The 19318-nt window shown below is 65.8% G+C and carries 16 protein-coding genes; 13 read left to right on the top strand and 3 right to left on the bottom strand.

Annotated elements, in window-relative coordinates; translation table 11 throughout:
* Position 1: 1 nt before the first annotated feature.
* Both ACZBJS_RS22915 and ACZBJS_RS22910 read left to right on the top strand, forming a co-directional pair.
* The gene (locus tag ACZBJS_RS22915) at positions 2–919 is read left to right on the top strand and encodes a DUF1932 domain-containing protein (protein ID WP_316394130.1); all 918 of its coding nucleotides are present in this window, start codon (positions 2–4) and stop codon (positions 917–919) included.
* A gap of 85 nt (positions 920–1004) precedes the next feature.
* Entirely contained in the window at positions 1005–1787 is a 783-nt protein-coding gene (locus ACZBJS_RS22910) for an SDR family NAD(P)-dependent oxidoreductase (protein WP_028333266.1), read from the top strand.
* A 284-nt stretch (positions 1788–2071) separates the two neighbouring features.
* Here the strand turns inward: ACZBJS_RS22910 and ACZBJS_RS22905 are convergent, their stop codons facing one another.
* Complete coding sequence (locus ACZBJS_RS22905; protein ID WP_316394059.1) at positions 2072–2875, bottom strand: enoyl-CoA hydratase; 804 nt, start codon at positions 2873–2875, stop codon at positions 2072–2074.
* A gap of 385 nt (positions 2876–3260) precedes the next feature.
* On the opposite strand from ACZBJS_RS22905, the gene ACZBJS_RS22900 reads away from it, so the two are divergent.
* Entirely contained in the window at positions 3261–3914 is a 654-nt protein-coding gene (locus tag ACZBJS_RS22900) for a PilZ domain-containing protein (protein WP_316394060.1), read from the top strand.
* Positions 3915–3935: 21 nt separating this feature from the next.
* Here the strand turns inward: ACZBJS_RS22900 and ACZBJS_RS22895 are convergent, their stop codons facing one another.
* The gene (locus ACZBJS_RS22895) at positions 3936–4640 is read right to left on the bottom strand and encodes a hypothetical protein (protein ID WP_316394062.1); all 705 of its coding nucleotides are present in this window, start codon (positions 4638–4640) and stop codon (positions 3936–3938) included.
* A gap of 183 nt (positions 4641–4823) precedes the next feature.
* Between ACZBJS_RS22895 and ACZBJS_RS22890 the strand changes: the two genes are divergently transcribed.
* The 7 genes from ACZBJS_RS22890 (at position 4824) to ACZBJS_RS22860 (ending at position 12742) form a co-directional block, all read left to right on the top strand.
* Positions 4824–5444, top strand: a complete 621-nt coding sequence (locus ACZBJS_RS22890) for a class I SAM-dependent methyltransferase (RefSeq protein WP_316394063.1) — start codon at positions 4824–4826, stop codon at positions 5442–5444.
* 23 nt (positions 5445–5467) lie between these two features.
* The gene (locus ACZBJS_RS22885; protein WP_057016923.1) at positions 5468–5878 is read left to right on the top strand and encodes a DOPA 4,5-dioxygenase family protein; all 411 of its coding nucleotides are present in this window, start codon (positions 5468–5470) and stop codon (positions 5876–5878) included.
* A 137-nt stretch (positions 5879–6015) separates the two neighbouring features.
* Entirely contained in the window at positions 6016–8382 is a 2367-nt protein-coding gene (locus ACZBJS_RS22880) for an EAL domain-containing protein (protein WP_316394064.1), read from the top strand.
* Positions 8383–8643: 261 nt separating this feature from the next.
* Positions 8644–9633 carry a DUF2778 domain-containing protein gene (locus ACZBJS_RS22875; RefSeq protein ID WP_057016925.1) on the top strand — a complete coding sequence of 330 codons (990 nt, stop codon included), beginning with the start codon at positions 8644–8646 and terminating at the stop codon, positions 9631–9633.
* A 286-nt stretch (positions 9634–9919) separates the two neighbouring features.
* Positions 9920–10969, top strand: coding sequence for an aromatic ring-hydroxylating dioxygenase subunit alpha (locus tag ACZBJS_RS22870; protein ID WP_200844531.1), 1050 nt, complete (start codon positions 9920–9922; stop codon positions 10967–10969).
* A 15-nt stretch (positions 10970–10984) separates the two neighbouring features.
* The gene (locus tag ACZBJS_RS22865) at positions 10985–11737 is read left to right on the top strand and encodes a GntR family transcriptional regulator (protein ID WP_253589268.1); all 753 of its coding nucleotides are present in this window, start codon (positions 10985–10987) and stop codon (positions 11735–11737) included.
* A 12-nt stretch (positions 11738–11749) separates the two neighbouring features.
* The gene (locus ACZBJS_RS22860) at positions 11750–12742 is read left to right on the top strand and encodes a PDR/VanB family oxidoreductase (RefSeq protein ID WP_463439210.1); all 993 of its coding nucleotides are present in this window, start codon (positions 11750–11752) and stop codon (positions 12740–12742) included.
* Between the two features lie 15 nt (positions 12743–12757).
* Here ACZBJS_RS22860 and ACZBJS_RS22855 read toward each other — a convergent pair whose 3' ends face one another.
* Positions 12758–14719, bottom strand: coding sequence for a putative bifunctional diguanylate cyclase/phosphodiesterase (locus tag ACZBJS_RS22855; RefSeq protein WP_463439209.1), 1962 nt, complete (start codon positions 14717–14719; stop codon positions 12758–12760).
* Between the two features lie 266 nt (positions 14720–14985).
* On the opposite strand from ACZBJS_RS22855, the gene ACZBJS_RS22850 reads away from it, so the two are divergent.
* Genes ACZBJS_RS22850 through ACZBJS_RS22840 form a run of 3 tightly spaced genes read left to right on the top strand, consistent with a single transcriptional unit; the run spans position 14986 to position 19245 of the window.
* Complete coding sequence (locus tag ACZBJS_RS22850; protein ID WP_463439208.1) at positions 14986–15981, top strand: VOC family protein; 996 nt, start codon at positions 14986–14988, stop codon at positions 15979–15981.
* Between the two features lies 1 nt (position 15982).
* A complete protein-coding gene (gene mhpA / locus ACZBJS_RS22845) occupies positions 15983–17572 on the top strand; it encodes a bifunctional 3-(3-hydroxy-phenyl)propionate/3-hydroxycinnamic acid hydroxylase MhpA (protein ID WP_316394072.1) in 1590 nt (529 codons plus the stop codon).
* 59 nt (positions 17573–17631) lie between these two features.
* Positions 17632–19245: a GMC family oxidoreductase gene (locus ACZBJS_RS22840; RefSeq protein ID WP_316394073.1), complete on the top strand. Its 1614-nt coding sequence runs from the start codon at positions 17632–17634 to the stop codon at positions 19243–19245.
* Positions 19246–19318 lie beyond the last annotated feature (73 nt).

The following is a 19318-nucleotide window of genomic DNA, read 5'->3' as shown; positions in this document are numbered from 1 at the left end:
AATCTCCGGCGATCCGCGGCAATGGCAGGTCGGCATGCTCGGCTATGGCGAGGTCGGTCGCATCCTTGCCGAGGATCTGCGCCAGCAGGGCGTGAGGGTTTCGGCCTACGACATCAAGCTCGACCGCGGGCAGGGCGCGGCGCTGCGCGCACACGCGGCGGAGATCGGCGTCGAGCTCGCGCAATCCCATGCCGTTCTTGCGGCGCGGGCCGATTTCATCATCTCGGCGGTGACGGCGAGCCAGGCGGTGCCGGTGGCCGCGGCCTGCGCACCTGCAATCCGGAGCGGGGTCTGGTTTCTCGATTTCAACTCGGCCTCGCCCGGCGCCAAGCAGCGCGCGGCGGCGCACATCGACAGCGCCGGTGGCCGCTATGTCGAGGGCGCGGTGATGACCTCGCTGCCGCCGTACCGGATCAAGGTGCCGCTGCTGCTCGGCGGCCAAGGCGCGCGGGAGCTGGCGCCACTGCTGGTCGCGCTCGGTTTCGCGGCGAAGGTCGCAAGCGACGAGCTTGGCGTCTCCTCGGCGGTCAAGATGTGCCGCAGCATCATGATCAAGGGACTGGAGGCCATGGTGATCGAGAGCTTCACCACCGCGCGCGCCTATGGCGTCGAGGATGCGGTGCTCGCCTCGCTCAAGGAGACTTTTCCGTCGATCGACTGGGAGAAGCAGGGCGCCTATTTCTTTCAGCGGGTGATCGAGCACGGCCGGCGGCGTGCCGAGGAGGTGCGCGAGGTGGCGGAGACCGTGCGCGAGGCCGGGCTGACGCCGTGGTCTGCCTCCGGCACCGCCGAGCGGCAGGGCTGGATCGCCGACCTTGCCGATGAGGGCGTGTTCGGACCCAGGGGAACGCCGGACTTTGCCCGCAGCGCCGACTGGCGTACCGAGGCCGACCGGATTCTCGCGCGCATCAAGTCGTAAGGTCTCGCCCGGAGAATCCGCCGCGTTCCCTGCCGACGCGCAATGCGCTATTGCTCCATGAACAGTTTGTTCTGGAGGCACTCCCATGAAGAATTCCGGCAAGGTCGTCGCCATCACGGGGGCGGCACGCGGCATCGGCAAGGCCTGCGCGGCGCGCTTCCTGTCCGACGGCGCCAGGGTCGTCATCTCGGATGTCGACGCTGCAGGGCTGGTCCACACCGCCCAGGAACTCGGACATATCGATCAGTTGCGGGCGGTCGAGGCCGACGTCAGCAAGCGCGCCGATGTCGATCGCATTGTCGCGACCGCGGTGAAGGAGTTCGGCCGGCTCGACGTCATGGTCAACAATGCCGGCGTCGCGCGCAACCGCGACTTCCTCGACATCAGCGAGGCCGAATTCGACGACGTGATGGGCATCAACCTCAAGGGCGCGTTCTTCGGCGTTCAGGCCGCGGCGCGCCAGATGATCGCGCAGGGCGGTGGCGGCGTCGTCGTCAACATGTCTTCGGTCAACGCGCTGCTCGCGATCCCCTCGCTCGCGACCTATGCGATGTCCAAGGGCGCGATGAAGCAGCTCACCTCGGTCGCCGCCGTGGCGCTGGCGCCGCACGGCATTCGCGTCGTGGCGGTCGGACCCGGCACGATCCTGACCGAGATGGTGGCGACGGCGATCTTCTCGTCGGAGGATGCGCGGCGCAGCGTGCTGTCGCGGACGCCGGCCGGCCGCTGCGGCGAGCCGAGCGAGGTCGCCTCCGTCGTGGCATTCCTTGCCAGCGACGATGCCTCCTACATCACCGGCCAGACCATCTATCCCGACGGCGGGCGGTTGATCCTGAACTACACGGTCCCGGTCAGCGAGAAGAAGTAGCGGGCAGGTTCAATCGCGAGCACACTGCCAAAATATCGAAAACAACCCCATGCAAAGGAGCCGGCCGGCGGCCGGCCTTCGACCAGGCGACTTGACGCGTCGGGCAAATCGGGGCTATTGTTCCATTATTCAGAAATCGTGCGATCGTCATCCGGCGTCATCACCCGCGCATGCGCATGCGGGTGATTCAGTATTCCAGAGGCGGTCGTGCTTGAGCCGATGGGCCGCGGCGTACTGGTTCGCCCGGTTGAACCGGGCGATGACCGGTGAGGATGAGGACGCCGCTACCGGCCCTTGAACTGCGGCTTCCGCTTCTCCATGAAAGCATTGCGGCCTTCGCGGAAGTCCGCACTGTCCATGCATTCGATGCCGACCTGCTTGATCGCCGCCATGTCGCGGTCGGCTGGATCCTTCAGCACCTGCGCGATGGTGATCTTGGCGGCTTTGATCGCCAGCGGCGCGTTGCCCGAAATGGTGCGCGCGATCTCCATGGTCGCGTCCCAGAGCTCGGCGTCCGGCAGCACGCGATCGACGAGGCCGATCCGCTGCGCCTCGGCGGAATCGATCCGCATGCCCGTATACATGATCAGCCGCGCCCAGGACGGGCCGACCAGCGACACCAGATGGCGCAGCCCGTCATAGCCATAGGCGATGCCGAGCTTGGCGGCGGGAATGCCGAACTGGCCGCTGGCGCCGGAGATGCGGATATCGGTCAGCATTGCGACCTGCATGCCGCCGCCGAGGCAGAAGCCGCGGATGCAGGCGATAGTCGGCTTCGGATAGTCGGCGAGCAGGGCGCGCTGGGCGGCGCTGCGCCGTGAATATTCCTCGGAGGCCTCGGCGTTGTGCCTGGTCTTCTCGAACTGGCTGATATCGGCGCCCGACACGAAGGCCTTGTCGCCGGCACCGACCAGGATCACGACGCGGACAGCCGGATCGTCGCGCAACGCCGTCAGCGCCTCGCCGAGCCCCTCCCACATCTCCAGCGACATCGCATTGCGCTTGTCGGGATTGTTGAAGGTGATGACGCCGACACCGTCGACGACGTCCAGCAGGATCTTGCCGTCGGCAAGCGATTTGTTTGACATGTTGAGCCTATGAGGGTCCGGACCGATCGAGCGAAGGCTAGCACCCGGCCGACAGCCGGGGCAGGCGGTTTGGAGCACGGCGCGATTGCATTGCCGGGCGGCAACTCTCCCGGCAGTTGTACGGTTCGCAAAATAAACCGCCGCGAAACGGTTGCGCCATGGAGTGCGCCGCCGACGCTCCGTCCCGGTTTAACTTTTTCCTAGTTTTTCGACGGTATGGCTGTACGCACCTGCGCGCCAGGACCATTCCGCTACGCGCTGGGATGCGTGCCGCAGCTGCCCGCTACCATCGCGTCGGTAGCGGACTTCCCCACCACCGGACCGGCAGTGAAGCCGGTCAATCCCGACCTCCGTGCACTCACATCGCCTCGGGCGAGGTTCAGTCGTGTCCGTCGAAAAGTTTCTCAAGCAACGCGCGGTCAAGATCACCGTCAATGGCAGCTACACGTTGCCGAACTGGTACGATGCCCAGGGCAAATTGCGCACCTTCGCCTGCCGCACGACGCGCGTCTCGCCGTTCCGGATGATCGTGGACGTGCCCGTCGTCGGCAGGGTCGGCGACCGGCTGACTTCGTATTTCGAGGAGTTCGGCAAATTCGAGGGCTGCATCACCGACACGATGAGCGGCAGCTTCCTGCTCGAGCTCGAGATGACGCATGCCATGCGTGAGAAGTTCGCCGACAAGCTGACCTGGATCGAGAAGAAGCAAAAGGATCCGAGCATCCGCGAGGCGCGCAACAACCCGCGTTTCGTTCCCGTCGCGCCGCATGCCATGTTGACGCTGGCGGACGGCACCATGCAGAGCTGCTTCATCATCGACATGTCGCTGTCCGGCGCGGCGGTTTCCTCCGAGGCGCAGCCGCCGGTCGGCATGCCGCTTGCGATCGGCGCCTGCGTCGGGCGGGTGGTCCGGCATCTGCCGAACGGCTTCGCCATCAAGTTCGTCGAGACCTACAAGCAGAGCGAGCTGGCCCGCCTGATCTCGCGCAAATCCAAGGAATTGCAGCAAGCGTCGGCCGACGGGGACCCTGTCGCCTGACGGCCGGGATCCGCCGGCTCCCTAGGTCAGCTGTTCCGGGTCTTCGGCCGCGCGCATCCGCGAGATAGTGCGCTCGGTTGCATTTGGACTGGCCGCCGCGATCGCGATCTCCCGCGCCAAATTGGTGCATTCGGCCCACATCAGGAAGAACACCAGCGGTGGCCGTTCGCGCGCTTCCAGCAGTTGCCGGCAACGCTCGGCCGCGCCGTCGATCGCCCACCACTGTTGGGCGACCACCATGACCCTGCGGAAGCTCCGCAACGTGCCGGAAAATTTTTGCGGATCGGCGCCCACGAGCGCGCCGCAATGGTTCAGCCAGTTCAGGCCAGCGTAGATCGCAATCCCGTAGTCTTCGATCGCGGTGCCGGTGAAATCGACGACGGTCTTGTCGTGCGCGCGCTGGCGCAGGAAAGCATCGATCATCTCCGCCTGGCGGGCCGGATCGACCAGCAGCGAGATGTCCTGCCGCGGCACCATCGGGACATAGCGCATCGCTTCGAGCCGCGTGTGCTCCCAGATCGCACCGATGTCGCCGAGCAGATCGCCGGACTTGCGCTTGCAGGCCGGATAGACCAGCACGCCATTGTCGGCGAGATCGAGATAGCGCGGGACCACCTTGTCGAGCGCGGCGACAAACGCCAATGGATCGGTAAGGCCGCGCAAGTCGCTGGCGGCGTCCTCCGCTTGTGCAGGCTTGTTGCCGCGTGTCCAGCCGAAATTGGCCATCCCCGGACGCCCTGATCTCAACCCGGCTATCAGGTTAGTTGGAAAATGCGGCGAAGCAAATGCGGCATTTGCTGCTACGCCGCCGTGCGTGCCCGCCGCTGCCGGTTGACGCGAGAGACCGCCGCGCCTAGCTGATGGTTAATGGCGCAACGCAGGTTGTTGCCGTTTTCGGGACTTATCGCCATGACCGCTTCTGATCGGCAATCGCATTGGCAGACTGCCTATCTGACCAAGGGAGAGCAGCAGGTGAGCTGGTCGCAGGCCGATCCGCAGCCATCGCTGCACCTGATCGAATCGGTTGCGCCCGGCCGCGACGCCTCGATCGTCGACGTCGGCAGCGGAGCTTCGCGACTTGTCGATGCGCTGCTGGCGAGCGGCTTTCATGATGTGACCTTGCTCGATCTCTCTGAAGCGGCACTGGCGAACGCGCGGGAGCGGATCGGCGCAGCAGGTGACGCGGTGCACTGGATCGTAGGTGACGCAACGGTCTGGCAGCCGCAGCAGACCTTCGACATCTGGCACGATCGCGCGGCGTTTCACTTCCTGGTCGAGGAACCAGACCGCGCAGCTTATCTCGACCGGCTGCATCGCGGCGTCAAAGCAGGCGGGCACGCCGTGATCGGCACCTTCGCGCTGGATGGCCCGGAGAAGTGCAGCGGCCTGCCGGTGCAGCGCTATGATCCCGCGACGCTCAGCAGGACCATTGGTCCGGCATTCGAGTTGATCGCGCATGAGGCGCACCGGCACGTCACGCCCTGGGGCGCGACGCAATCGTTCCAGTTCAGTGTGCTGCGGCGCAAGTGACCGGCCGCGGAGGGAGAGGTGAGATGACGGACGCGCCACGGATGATCGGCGAGATCGCGAGCTACCACGCCCATGTCTATTACGACCCCGCGGCCAGCCGGGACGAGGCGGAGCGGCTGCGCAACTGGATCGGCGAGCGCTTTCTGGTCACGCTCGGACGCTGGCACGACGTCAAGGTCGGCCCGCACGATCAGGCGATGTATCAGGTGGCGTTTGCGGCCGAGTTGTTCCCGACCCTGGTGCCGTGGCTGATGCTGAACCACGGCAGCCTGAGCATCCTGGTCCATCCCAACACCACCAATCCGCGCCGCGACCACCACGACGATCCGCTCTGGATCGGCACGCCGCTCGCCGTCCACGCCGACAAGCTGCCCGAAGAGGCGGAGATGGAGCAGGCGCCGACGCCGAACACGTCGCCGACACTGCGTCCCTGAGCGTCGCGGCTGTTGCGTAAAGTTTGACGCAATTGTGCTGCAGCCAAGTCGTTTCAAACTCATCGCGTTTTGCAACGTGAGGTTAAGTCACCATTCCTAGGCTACCCGATAAATTTCAGGGTCGGGGCGCATTGGGCATGTTCTTTTCGTTTCGAAGCTGGTCGTTGTGGCGGGTGGTGGGACCGCTGCTGGCCATCGTGTTGCTGCTGGGCGGCCTGTCGGCGGGCAGCCTGCAGGTGATGTCCGCGGTCAGGGCCTATGTGGCCGGCGAAAGCATGTGGTCGAAGGGGCAGAAGGACGCCATCCACTACCTGCAGACCTATGTCAGCACCGGTGCGCCGCTTTATCTGCAGAAGTTCGATGCCGCGATCGCGGTGCCGCTGGCCGATCGCACGGCGCGGCGCGCGCTGGAAGCGCCGGGCGACAATGACGCCGTGGCGAGGGCCGGCTTCGCCAGGGCAGGTAATCATGATGACGACATCGGCGGCCTGATCTGGCTGTTCAAATATTTCCGCACGATGCACCACGTGGCCGGCGCGGTGACGGCATGGCGCAATTCGGATGCGCTGCTCGATCAGCTGATTGAAATCCGGAACGAGGCGGCGAGCGACGTCGCGCTGCACGATCCGTCGGCTGCGACCATCAGGCATTGGGCCGAACGGATCGGTACGGTTGATGCGGCGCTGAGCACGCTCGCCGTCGATTTCTCCGATCATCTGGGCAAGGCGTCGCGTCAGGTCTCCGCGCTGCTGCTGCTGGTCAACCTCGTGATCGCGGCCTGCCTTGCCGGCATCGTGCTGGTCCATACGCGGCGGATGCTGTGGCGGCGCTGGCTTGCCGAGACCGCGCTCGCGGTCGAGAAGGAGCGCGCCCAGCTCACGCTGGCGTCGATCGGCGATGCCGTCATCGTGACGACGCAGGACGATCGGGTCGACTACATGAACGCCGCCGCGCAGCGGCTCATCGCGGCAGGGCAGGAGGTGACGGGACGGCCGCTGTCGTCGCTGTTCAACATTGCCGAACAGCCGGTGCGCGGATCGTTCGACGCCGACGACGAAAGCCGGCCGCAGCTCCTGGTGCGGCCGGACCATTCCAGCGTGCCGGTCTCGGTGGTCGAGACCCCGATCGTGTATGCCGGAGAACCGGCCGGCCGCGTCATGATCATTCACGACATGACCGCCGAGCGGCGGCTGGTCGAGGAATTGGCGCGGGCTGCCTCGCATGACGCGCTCACCGGCCTTGCCAACCGCCGGCAGTTCGAGTTCGAACTGCACAAAGCGATGTCGGGCTCGCCGGCCGTCGGCGCCGACCTGATGCTGATCGATCTTGATCAGTTCAAGATCGTCAACGACACCTGCGGCCACATGGCGGGCGACCGGTTGCTGAAGCAGGTGGCGAGGCTGCTGGCGACCGAAGTCGGCAGCAGCGGCCTCGTCGCGCGTCTTGGCGGCGACGAGTTCGGCATTCTCCTGCGTGACGACGGCTCCGCGACGCACGACGTCGCTGCCGACGTTGCGGAGCGGGTCAGGGCGGTGATCGAGCAGTCGAACTTCATTTATGAGGGATCGAGCTTCCGGATCAGCGCGAGCATCGGCCTGGTCGGGCTGGCCGACAGCGCCGGCGTGCAGGACGCGTTGCGGCTTGCCGACGTTGCCTGTTTCCTTGCCAAGGACAAGGGACGCAATCGCGTCCAGGAGCACCGCCCGTCCGACACCGGCATGGCCGTGCGCGTTGCCGAGATGAGCTGGGTCAATCGCATTCGCAAGGGACTGGATGAGGGGCGCTTCTGCCTCTACGAGCAGGAGATCCGCCCGGTGAACGGCGTGCTGAAGGGCAACGACCGGCGCGAGCTCTTGCTGCGCCTGCGCGACGAGAGCGGCGCGCTGGTGCCGCCCGGCAGTTTCCTGCCCGCCGCCGAACGCTACGGGCTGATGCCGCTGATCGACCGCTGGGTGGTTCGCCGCGCCTTCGAGATCATCGCCGAGCGCAAGCACCAGCCGCGCAAGATTGCGAGCTACGCCATCAACCTGTCCGGCGCCACCATCGGCGACAGCGACTTCGTCGACTTCGTCGCCGGGCTGTTCGCGCAGCTTGACGTTTCGCCGGCATCGGTGTGTTTCGAGATCACCGAAACCAGCGCAATCTCGAACCTCGACGAGGCGCAGAAGTTCATCGCGCGGCTGCGCGAGGTCGGCTGCAGCTTCTCGCTCGACGATTTCGGCACCGGCATGTCCTCGATCGCCTATCTGAAGCACCTGCCGGTCGACATCATCAAGATCGACGGTTCGTTCGTGAAGGAGATCCTGAACAGCAAGGTCGATCGGGCGATGGTCGAGATGATCACCAAGACCGCGAAGATCATGCAGAAGCAGGTGGTCGCGGAATTTGTCGAGAACCTCGCGATCCTGGACGAGCTGCGCCAGATCGGGGTCGATTACGCCCAGGGTTACGCCATCGGGAAGCCGGTCCCGGTGCTCACTCTCTGGGAAGAAAAGATCGCCTGAGCCGCCGAAATCGTCCCGAATCGGGACATTTTCGGTCAATTCAGCCCGCCCAAGGCTGATTCTCTGGCACTTTCCATCCGAAAAACGTTTAAAAAACCTCTCGTTGTGCGCTTTGTCTCGATTATGCCTTACTCTAATTCCCTGATATGATGAGTGATCGGTGAATCCCGGTGGGCCGGGTAACAGGCCCCAGAGCACCGAACTTGGGGATTGATGGGTCAACGAACGACGAAACCTGCCCGGCGCAAGTCGAGCCGCGGCATGTCTCTGGTGGGCAGCACGGCGTTTGCCGTGAGCGCGCTTGCCCTGTCGTCTGGCCTTGCCGCCTGGATGGTCGGCATCGACCCCACCGCATGGCTTCACGGTCCGGCGCTCGCCAACACCACCGCCTCGCTGAACTTCGACGATCGCTTCGGCTCTCGCTCCACGATCAATTCGGCCTCACTCTATTATCCACTGCGCCGCGGGTTCCGTTCGAGCCGCGGCGATTTCAATTCCGAGTTCGGCCAGATCGAGGACGCGCTGTCCGGCCAGCTGCGCGACACGCAGACCGAACTGCCGACCAGCCAGTCGGCGACGGCGTCCGTCGCCGCCACGACCACAGCGACGACGTCCACCGTGCCGATGCCGCGGTCGCGGCCGGCCGAGGCCAATCTGCTTGCGCGTAACGATCAGCCGCCACCGCCACAGGCGCCGGTGCAGCAGGGCGACAACCGGACGTTCCTGCAGAAGATTGCCGACATGATGCCGGGCAAGATGCAGCTGGCCTCGCTCGATCCGAATGACGGATTGTTGTCCGGTCCGAGCCCCGATCTCGGCAAGCTCGGCTATGACAGCACCACGGCGGTCTACGACATCACCGGCCGCATCGTGTACATGCCCGACGGCACCAAGTTCGAGGCGCATTCAGGCCTCGGCAATCTGCTCGACGACCCGGCGCATGTGAATGCCCGCAACGCCGGCGCGACGCCGCCCGGCATCTATGAGATGAAGCCGCGCGAGAAGCTGTTCCACGGCGTGCCCGCGCTGCGCATGACCCCGGTCGATGGCAGCGACACGTTCGGGCGCGTTGGCCTCTTGGTCCACAGCTACATGCTCGGACCGAATGGCGACTCCAACGGCTGCATCTCGGTCAAGCACTACGACAAGTTCCTGCAGGCCTACCGCAGCGGCACGATCAAGCGCATCGCCGTCGTCATCAACATCAAGGATGTTCAGTCGGCCTCGACCCGCGCGGCGTCGAACTCGTAGGCCGCGCGCCGGCGCCTCCGGCAAATTGCGCAGGCTCTTGCAGAGTCCAACCTTCGATCCGGTGACCGCCTCCAGTGCGGCCTGGTTGCTTCTTCCATCGTCTCGGAAAATTGCACCACGTTGTCGCCAGCTCTCCCTGGAGGCGGCGCCGGCTTGATTGTCTTCCCGATACGGTGCAATTATGTATACTGAAAATCGGACATAGATACCCTGATACCTCGTATTTGCCTATCTTGCGAATACGATGTATACATAGCGTATTCATAAACGCTGAGAGGCGGACCCAGTGCCAAAACCCTTTCCAATGAACGCATGGTACGCGGCCGGCTGGGATGCCGAGATCAAGCACGCGCTGTTGCCGCGGACGATCTGCGGAAAGCATGTCGTGATGTACCGGAAGGGCGACGGCGAGATGGTGGCGCTGGAGGATGCCTGCTGGCACCGCCTCGTGCCGCTCTCCAAGGGCCGGCTCGATGGCGATGCCGTGGTCTGCGGCTATCACGGCTTGAAATACAATGCGCAGGGCCGCTGCACCTTCATGCCCTCGCAGGAGACGATCAATCCGTCGGCCTGCGTCCGCGCCTATCCCGTCGTCGAGCGCCACCGCTTCATCTGGCTCTGGATGGGGGATCCCGCGCTTGCCGACCCGGCGCTGGTGCCAGACATGCACTGGAACCACGATCCGGCCTGGGCCGGCGACGGCAAGACCATTCACGTCAATTGCGACTATCGCCTCGTCGTCGACAATCTGATGGACCTGACGCACGAGACCTTCGTGCACGGCTCGAGCATCGGCAATGATGCGGTCGCCGAGGCGCCGTTCGACGTCACCCATGGCGAGAAGACGGTCACCGTAACGCGCTGGATGAAGGGCATCGAGGCGCCGCCGTTCTGGGCCAGGCAGCTGCAGAAGCCGGGCCCGGTCGATCGCTGGCAGATCATCCGCTTCGAAGCGCCGTGCACCGTCAACATCGACGTCGGCGTCGCGCCGGCCGGTTCGGGCGCGCCGGAGGGCGATCGTTCGCAGGGCGTCAACGGCTATGTGCTGAACACGATCACGCCCGAGACCGAGAAGACCTGCCATTACTTCTGGGCGTTCGTCCGCAATCACCGCATTACCGAGCAGCGGCTGACTAGCGAAATCCGCGACGGCGTCGCCGGCATCTTCCATGAGGATGAGATCATCCTGGAAGCGCAGCAGCGCGCGATGGACGAGAATCCGGACCGGGTGTTCTACAATCTCAACATCGACGCCGGCGCAATGTGGGCGCGGCGCGTCATCGACCGCATGGTGGCGAAGGAAAATCCGCCGGAGCAGCTGCAGGCTGCCGAGTAGACGAGGGGCGAGCCCATGGCGGAACGCGAGACCGATCGTTCAGTGTCGCAGACCGTGCGGGCGCAGCTTGCGCTGCGCGACCTCGTTCTCTCCGGCGGCCTGCGGCCCGGCGAGCGGATCTCGGAGCTGCAGGCGGTCGAGTTCACCGGGGTGTCGCGCACGCCGGTGCGGATGGCGCTGGTGCGGCTGGAAGAGGAAGGCCTGCTGGAGGCGATCCCTTCCGGCGGCTTCATGGTCAAGGCATTTTCCGAGCGCGACATTCTCGATTCGATCGAGCTGCGCGGCACGCTGGAGGGACTGGCCGCGCGCTTCGCCGCCGAGCGCGGCGTCTCGTCGCGCGATCTCGAGCCGTTGAAGGAATGCCTCAACGAGATCGACGGCCTGGTGCGGCAGGATCCGATTTCGGTCGAAGCCTTTTCGTCCTATGTCGCGCTCAACGCGCGCTTCCACGCGTTGCTCACCGAGCTGTCGCGCAGCCCGCCGCTGATCCGGCAGATCGACCGCGCCTCGGCGCTGCCATTCGCCTCGCCGAGCGGCTTCGTGATGGCGCAATCGGCGTTGCCTGAGGCGCGCCACATCCTGCTGATCGCGCAGGATCACCATCGCATTGTGGTCGACGCCATCGAGAACCGCGAGGGCGCGCGCGCCGAGGCGATCATGCGCGAGCACGCAAGGCTTGCGGCACGCAATCTGCGGCTGGCGCTGCGCAACCGCAGCCATCTCGATCTGCTGCCGGCGCTGGCGCTGATCAATTCGGCAGCCGGCTGAGCGGAGAGCGCCATGCGATTCATCGAGACCCGGACATCCGCCACGCTGCTCGCCGTGCGCGACCTCACGCCCGGCATCCGTGAATTCCTGCTGCGGCCGGATAACTTTACGGGTGCGCCCTATCCGGTCGGCAGCCATATCGATGTCGGTGTCACCATCGAAGGCCAGCCGCAGACCCGCTCCTATTCGCTGGTCGGCGAAGTCGATCCGCAGGGCTACCGGATCGCAGTTCGGCGCGCAGCGGATTCCCGCGGCGGCTCGCGCTACATGTGGTCGCTCGCGCCGGGCGTGCGGCTCACCGTCACGCTGCCGACCTCGCTGGTGCAGCTCGACTGGACGCGGCGGCAGTTCTGCCTGATCGCGGGCGGCATCGGCATTACGCCGATCGTCGGTGCGGCACAGGCGCTCGCCCGCCGCGACGCCGGCGTGACGCTGCACTATGCCGTGCGCACGCGCGGCGATGCGGTCTATCTTGAACCGCTTGAGCGTGCGCTCGGCGACCGCCTCACCGTCCACGCCGGCGACGAAGGCAGGCGGCTCGACCTCGAGCGCATCTTTTCGGCGCTGCCGCAGGACACGATGACACTGTTCTGCGGCCCGATGCGGATGCTGGACGCGGCGCGGCGCGCCTGGGAGGAATCCGGCCGCCCGCTCTCCGACTTGCGCTACGAGACCTTTGGATCGAGCGGGCTGCTGCCGACCGAGCCGTTCCGCGTGCGGCTCAGGGGCGAGGGGACTGAGCTGGGGACCGAGTTCGTCATCCCGCGCGACCGGTCGATGCTGGACGTGCTCAACGAAGCCGGTCATGAGGTGATGAGCGACTGCCGGCGCGGTGAATGCGGGGTCTGCGCGCTCGACGTGGTCGATGTCGACGGCGAGATCGACCATCGCGACGTCTTCTTCAGTGACCATCAGAAGCGGGAGAGCCGCAAGATCTGCGCCTGCGTGTCGCGCGCCCGCGGCACCATCACGGTCGACACCCTGCATCGGTCGGACACGCCCTGACGAGCCGAGCCGGCGCTACGCCGCATGCACCGAGTGCTGTGGGTTGTGATCGAGCAGTGCGGAAATCTCGCTGGCTGACATCGGCCGCCCGATCAGATAGCCTTGGACCTCGTCGCAACTGGTCTGGCGCAGATATTCGAGCTGATCCGCGGTCTCGACGCCTTCGGCCACGACGCCGATCCGCAGCTCCTGCGCGAGGCCGATCACCGATTTGACGATCGCGGCGCAATCCGGCTGGGTCAGCATGTCCCGGATGAAGGATTGATCGATCTTGATGCGGCTGAACGGCAGCTTACGCAGATAGGTCAGCGACGAGAAGCCGGTGCCGAAATCGTCGAGCGCGACCGTCAGGCCGAGCTCGAGCAGCGCGTGCAGGATCGCGGGCGCCGATCCGTATTTCGAGATCAGCATCGACTCGGTGATCTCGATCTCGAGCCGGTTCGGCGCGACGTTGGCCTCGGCCAGCGCGTCGACGATCGTCTGCAGGATGCAGACGTTCTGGAACTGGACCGCGGAGAAATTGACCGCGATCCGGATGTCGTCCGGCCAGCGCGACAGCATCGTGCAGGCGCGACGGATCACCCACTCGCCGAGCTGGTGGATCAGCCCGCTTTCCTCGGCGATCGGGATGAAGACGGTCGGCGGGATCAGGCCGCGCGTCGGATGCTGCCAGCGCAGCAGGGCCTCGAAGCCGGTGACGCGGCCTTTGCGGATGTCGAGGAACGGTTGGTAGACGAGAAACAGCTCGTCCGCCTCGATCGCGTGCTCGAGATCCCGCTGCAAGGCGCGGCGGTCGCGCGCCGACCGGTCGTCGCTGGCCTCGAAGAAGCAGATGGTACCGGGCGCGGATTTCTTCGCCCGGTAAAGCGCGATGTCGACGTGCTTGAGCAGGTCGTGGGACGTGCTGCCGTCTCGGGGCGCCAGCACGATGCCGATGCTGACCGTGCGGTTGACCTCCAGCCCGTCGATCGGGAACGGCTCGGCAAAGGCCGCGACGAACCGTTCGGCGATCGCCAGCGCATCCTCGGGCCTTGCCAGATTCGACATGATCAGGGCGAATTCGTCGCCGCCGATCCGTGCGACATGTTCGGCCGCGCGCGTGCAGCGCTGCAGCCGGGCCGCGACCTGCACCAGGAACTCGTCGCCCGCCGGATGGCCGAACCTGTCGTTGACCTCCTTGAAGCGATCGAGATCGAGCAGCAGCACCGCGAATTCTTCGCCCGACCGCGCCAGCCGGTTCAGTGCGCCGTTGAGCGCTTCATTGAAGGCGACGCGGTTCGGCAGATGCGTCAGCGGATCCTGCCTCACCGTCCGTTCGGCCTCGTGCTGGGCGATGATCCGGCGCCTGAACTCGAACGCGTTGACGAACACGCCGCGCAGCAGCACCGAGCCGTAGACCACGACCAGCACGGCCATCAGGAGGTAGACGAAATCGCCGTCCCGGCCGAGGCAGATCGCGGTGCCGACGAAGATCGGCGCGGTGAACGCAATCGCGGCGATCGGGATGGTGGAGAACGCGAAGGCGCCGCCGGCCAGCATTCCGGCGCACAGGCAGGTGATGACGAGCTGGGCGCCGCTCGATGCGTTCGCGAAGAAGGCGACGGGGACGACGCCCCAGGTCGTCCCGAGCGCCAGCGCATTGCGCACCAGCCGGTACATGGTTCGGCGCGACACGAATTGCGGCTTGGCGATGCGGCGCGATGCCCGCGCCTGCAGGCCGAAGAACAGCGCCGCGCTGCCCACCGCGACCGCCCACACCAGCGCAAAGGCCCAGTCAGGCGATTGCCACAGCGCAATCGCGAGCACCAGCGCGTTGCAGGCGTTGGCCAGCATGATGCCGAAGGAATAGCCGAGCACCAGCGAGACCTGTTCGGCGCGGATGTGGCCGGCAAGCGCTTCATCCGTCGGCGGTGCACCGAAGGCCGCGAGGTCGCCGGCGAACAGGGTCGCGAAATATGATCTCAGATGGGTACGCATCACTACGTTGCCTGCCCGGTTTGGCCATGGCGCCGTGGCGAAGAATTCTCTGCAAACCTTTGACAAACTATGAACTATTGGAACGGACCGTGCCGCGGCGGGCCGCTCCTTCGGTTCCACCGGCGGGCATTGCTAACAAATCGATACAAATGCGTGAGGCGAGGTCACGGAGCGGCAGAGCTTGCCGCGCGCCGCGCTGCTTGATCCCCCGCGGGTTTTTCGCAATGAGTCGGGTTCGCGCGAACGGCAAAAACCAGAAGGTGCGCATGAGCCTCCCGATCACGAACCACGATCCCGGGCTCCGTATCACGCGGGCCAGCCATGTCGTCCTGACCGTTCGTGATCTCGCGGCGAGCCGGCAGTTCTACGAAAAGGTGATCGGGCTGATCCTGACCGCGGAGGAGGGCGGCGCACTCTATTTCCGCGGCGTCGAGGAGGCCTGTCATCACAGCCTTGTGTTGCGCAAAGGCGAGAGCGCCGCCTGCGCGCGGCTCGGCCTGCGGGTCTTTCAGGACGGTGACCTCGACCGGCTCCAGGCCTTCTTCGAAGCGCAGGGATGCCGGGCCGCCTGGGCCGAAGTGCCGCATCAGAGCCGCACCCTGCATGCGACCGATCCGGCCGGCACGCCGCTGGAGTTCTGCGCGACCATGCCGGTCGAGTCGCGCATGATCACCAAATTCACCCGCCATGCCGGCGGCTCGGCGCTGCGGCTCGATCACTACCAGGTGCTGACGCCGGAGCTGCGCAAGGCGTGCGAGTTCTACACCGCGGCAGGCTTCCGGCTCAGCGAATACATCGCGCCCGCTGATACCTTCGACCTGCGCGGCGTGTTCCTGCAGCGCAAGGGCAATCCGCACGACATCGTGTTCTTCAACGGCGCCGGACCGCGGCTGCATCATTTCGCATTTCTCGCGCCCGAAGTTCATCATCTGCTCAACGCCTGCGATGTCGCCGGCGAGCTCGGCTATGGCGCGGCGGTTGAACGCGGCCCCGGGCGTCATGGGCCGGGACACGCGATGTATGTCTACATGCGCGATCCCGACGGGCATCGCGTCGAGCTGTTCAACACCCACTATCAGATCATGGACATCGAGAACGAGCCGGTCGGCTGGGATCCGTCCGACCACACGATCTCGTTCCCGTGGGGGTTGCCGGCGCGGCAGGCCTGGTTCGAGGAGGCGACGCCGTTCGAAGGTGTCGCGATCCGCGAACCCGAGGTGAAGCCGAAGCCGCTGACGCTCGAGAGCTACCTCGCGAAGTAGCATGTCATTGTCAGCCGATAATCCCATCCATGACGTGGCCATCGTCGGCCTCGGGCCGGTCGGTGCCATCTTCGCCAACCTGTTCGCGAAATCCGGCTTGAGGGTCGCCATCGTCGAGCGCGTTGCCGACATCTACGACAAGCCGCGCGCGATCACGCTCGACCACGAGGCGCTGCGCGTGCTGCAGGCGATCGGGCTCGGCGATTTCATGGAGCAGGCGATCGCCCCGCATAACGGCTCGCACTATCTCGGCGTCGACGGCGAGATCATCAAGATCTTCGACCCGATGCCGCCGCCGTTCCCGCTCGGCTGGATTCCGAACGTGACCTTCGTGCAGCCGGACGTCGAGCAGGCGCTGCGCGACAAGCTCGCCGACTATCCGCATGCCGACATTTTCCTTGCGGCCACGGGCGTGGCGCTGCAGCAGGACGATGGCGCGGTGATGCTGACGGCGCGCCGCGAGTCCGGCGAGGAGTTCCTGATCCGCGCGCGCTATCTGGTCGGCTGCGACGGCGCCAACAGCTTCGTCCGCAAGCAGCTCGGCATCGGCCTCGACGACCTCGCCTTCGATGAATGGTGGATGGTGGTGGACACGCTGACCAGCGATCCCGCCAGGCGGCCGGCCAGGAGCTTTCAGTATTGCTGGCCGTCGCGTCCCGGCACCTTCGTGCCGGGCCCGCGCAATTTGCGGCGCTGGGAGATCAAGTTGCTGCCCGGCGAGGACCCCGAGGCGGCCGGCGCGCCCGACAACGTCGTGAAGCTGCTCAAGGGTTTCACCGATATCTCCGACCTCACGATCTGGCGCTCGGCGGTCTATCGCTTTCACGCGCTGCTCGGCCGGCGCTGGCGCGACCGCCGCGTGCTGCTGATGGGCGATGCCGTGCACCAGACGCCGCCGTTCCTCGGGCAAGGGCTGTGCGCCGGTATCCGCGATGCGGTGAACCTGGCCTGGAAGTTGCGGCTGGTTCTTCGTGGCGACGCCGGCAATGCGCTGCTCGACAGTTACGAGATCGAGCGCAAGCCGCATGTCCGCGCCGTCGTAGCCAGCGCTAAGGAGTTCGGCAAGATCATCGGCGAGCTCGATCCGGTGGCCGCCGTCGAACGCGACATGCGGCTGCGCGCCGACCTGAAGGCCGGCAAGGCCGAAACCATCAGGCAGAAATTCATCCCCGATCTCGTCTCCGGCCTGATCGCGCGCGATGCCGCGCTTGCCGGGCGGCTGTTCGTGCAGCCGCATGTGCGCGCGCCGGATGGGCGGACGTGCCGGCTCGACGATCTGCTGCAGCTGGAATTCGCGATCGTGACGACGGCGGCGGAGCCGATGGTGTGGCTGTCGGATGCGTCCGCTGCCGCCTGGCGGCGTCTGTCGGGCGAGCGCGTCGTCATCGCCACATCAGGCGAAAGCGCCGATCGAGGCGGTATCCTGACCGTGATCGAACGCGACAGTTTGTTCGCGGACTGGATGCGGCAGCATGACTCCGCGGCGGTCATCGTGCGGCCGGACCGCTACGTCTTCGGCGCCGCGCGCAATGCCGGCGAGCTCAGTATGCTTGTCGGGCAACTGCTCCAGAACCTCAGCGCAGGGCGCTAGTCTTTTCAAGCCGCCGCTTTGTCTGTACCACCGGAAGAAAGAAATTCCGGGGGAAACCAGTGAACAACAATAACGATGCGGCGGAGTATGATTACGTCATCGTCGGCGCCGGCTCGGCCGGTTGCGTGCTCGCCAACCGCCTGAGCGCCGACGGCAAGCGCTCGGTGCTGCTGCTCGAGGCCGGACCGAAGGACAGCAACATCTGGATCCATGTCCCGCTCGGCTACGGCAAGCTGTTCAAGGAAAAATCCGTCAACTGGATGTACCAGACCGAGCCGGAGCCCGGCCTCAACGGGCGGCAGGTGTTCCAGCCGCGCGGCAAGGTGCTCGGCGGCTCCAGCTCGATCAACGGCCTGCTCTATGTGCGCGGCCAGCACGAGGACTATGACCGCTGGCGCCAGCGCGGCAATGCCGGCTGGGGCTATGACGACGTCCTGCCCTATTTCAGGAAGGCGGAGGATCAGCAGCGCGGCGGCGACAAATATCACGGCGCAGGAGGCCCGCTCCCGGTGTCGGATTGGCGGCATCATGATCCGCTGTCGGAGGCCTTCGTGCATGCCGCAGCCGAGGTCGGGATTCCGACCAATCCGGATTTCAACGGCGCGACCCAGGAGGGCGCGGGCTTCTTCCAGACCACGACGCGGCGCGGCCGGCGCGCCTCGACGGCGCGGTCCTATCTGCGGCCGGCGCTGACGCGCGGCAATCTTCATGTCGAGACCTCGGCGCTGGCGCAGCGCATCCTGTTCGACGGCAAGCGCGCGAGCGGCGTCGCCTACAAGCAGAACGGGCAATTGCGCAAGGCCAAGGCGCGCAGGGAGGTGCTGGTATCGAGCGGTGCGTACAACTCGCCGCAATTGTTGCAGCTCTCCGGCGTCGGCCCTGCCGATCTGTTGAAGCAGCACGGCATCGACATCGTGCTCGATGCGCCCGGCGTCGGCAACGACCTGCAGGACCACATGCAGGTCCGCATCGTCACGCGCTGCACGCAGACCGTCACGCTGAACGACGTCATCAATCATCCCGTGCGCCGCGTCATGGCGGGCCTCCGCTACGCCGCGCTGCGCAAGGGGCCGCTGACGATCGCCGCCGGCACCTCCGGCGCGTTCTTCAAGACCAGCCCGCGGCTTGCCTCGCCCGACATCCAGATCCACTTCCTGCCGTTCTCGACCGACAAGATGGGCGAGCAGCTGCATCCGTTCTCGGGCTTCACGGCCTCGGTCTGCCAGCTGCGTCCGGAGAGCCGCGGTTCGCTGAAGATCAGGAGCGCGGACCCGGGCGTGCCGCCGGAAATCCGCATCAACTATCTGGCGACCGAGACCGATCGCCGCGCCTTCATCGACGGCATCCGTATCCTGCGCAAGATCCTGGCGGCACCGGCGCTGAAATCCTATTCAGTGGGCGAGGTCGATCCCGGCGCCAAGGTGGTCAGCGACGACGACCTGCTCGATTTCTGCCGGCGCACCGGAAGCACGGTCTATCATCCGACCTCGACCTGCCGGATGGGCAACGATCCGCTCGCGGTGGTCGACCAGCGGCTCAAGGTGCGCGGCATCGAAGGTCTGCGCGTGGTCGATGCGTCCGTCATGCCGGACCTGATGTCGGGCAACACCAATGCGCCGACGATCATGATCGCGGAGAAAGCGTCGGACATGATCCTGGAGGATGCGAGGTAGGACGCCATCCGTCATCCTGAGGAGCGCGTAGCGCGTCTCGAAGGATGCACGGCCCCGGTCTGACGGCTCGGAA

The sequence above is a fragment of the Bradyrhizobium sp. KZN70725 genome (assembly GCF_055264925.1).
This window is presented reverse-complemented; position numbering and strand designations above follow the sequence as displayed.

Bases quoted from the DNA above. Each gene is read 5' to 3' on its own strand.
- ACZBJS_RS22910 (WP_028333266.1), top strand. From the start codon at position 1,005: ATGAAGAATTCCGGCAAGGTCGTCGCCATCACGGGGGCGGCACGCGGC.
- ACZBJS_RS22905 (WP_316394059.1), bottom strand. From the start codon at position 2,875: ATGTCAAACAAATCGCTTGCCGACGGCAAGATCCTGCTGGACGTCGTC.
- ACZBJS_RS22895 (WP_316394062.1), bottom strand. From the start codon at position 4,640: ATGGCCAATTTCGGCTGGACACGCGGCAACAAGCCTGCACAAGCGGAG.
- ACZBJS_RS22890 (WP_316394063.1), top strand. From the start codon at position 4,824: ATGACCGCTTCTGATCGGCAATCGCATTGGCAGACTGCCTATCTGACC.
- ACZBJS_RS22885 (WP_057016923.1), top strand. From the start codon at position 5,468: ATGACGGACGCGCCACGGATGATCGGCGAGATCGCGAGCTACCACGCC.
- ACZBJS_RS22880 (WP_316394064.1), top strand. From the start codon at position 6,016: ATGTTCTTTTCGTTTCGAAGCTGGTCGTTGTGGCGGGTGGTGGGACCG.
- ACZBJS_RS22875 (WP_057016925.1), top strand. From the start codon at position 8,644: ATGTCTCTGGTGGGCAGCACGGCGTTTGCCGTGAGCGCGCTTGCCCTG.
- ACZBJS_RS22865 (WP_253589268.1), top strand. From the start codon at position 10,985: ATGGCGGAACGCGAGACCGATCGTTCAGTGTCGCAGACCGTGCGGGCG.
- ACZBJS_RS22860 (WP_463439210.1), top strand. From the start codon at position 11,750: ATGCGATTCATCGAGACCCGGACATCCGCCACGCTGCTCGCCGTGCGC.
- ACZBJS_RS22855 (WP_463439209.1), bottom strand. From the start codon at position 14,719: ATGCGTACCCATCTGAGATCATATTTCGCGACCCTGTTCGCCGGCGAC.
- ACZBJS_RS22850 (WP_463439208.1), top strand. From the start codon at position 14,986: ATGAGCCTCCCGATCACGAACCACGATCCCGGGCTCCGTATCACGCGG.
- mhpA (WP_316394072.1), top strand. From the start codon at position 15,983: ATGTCATTGTCAGCCGATAATCCCATCCATGACGTGGCCATCGTCGGC.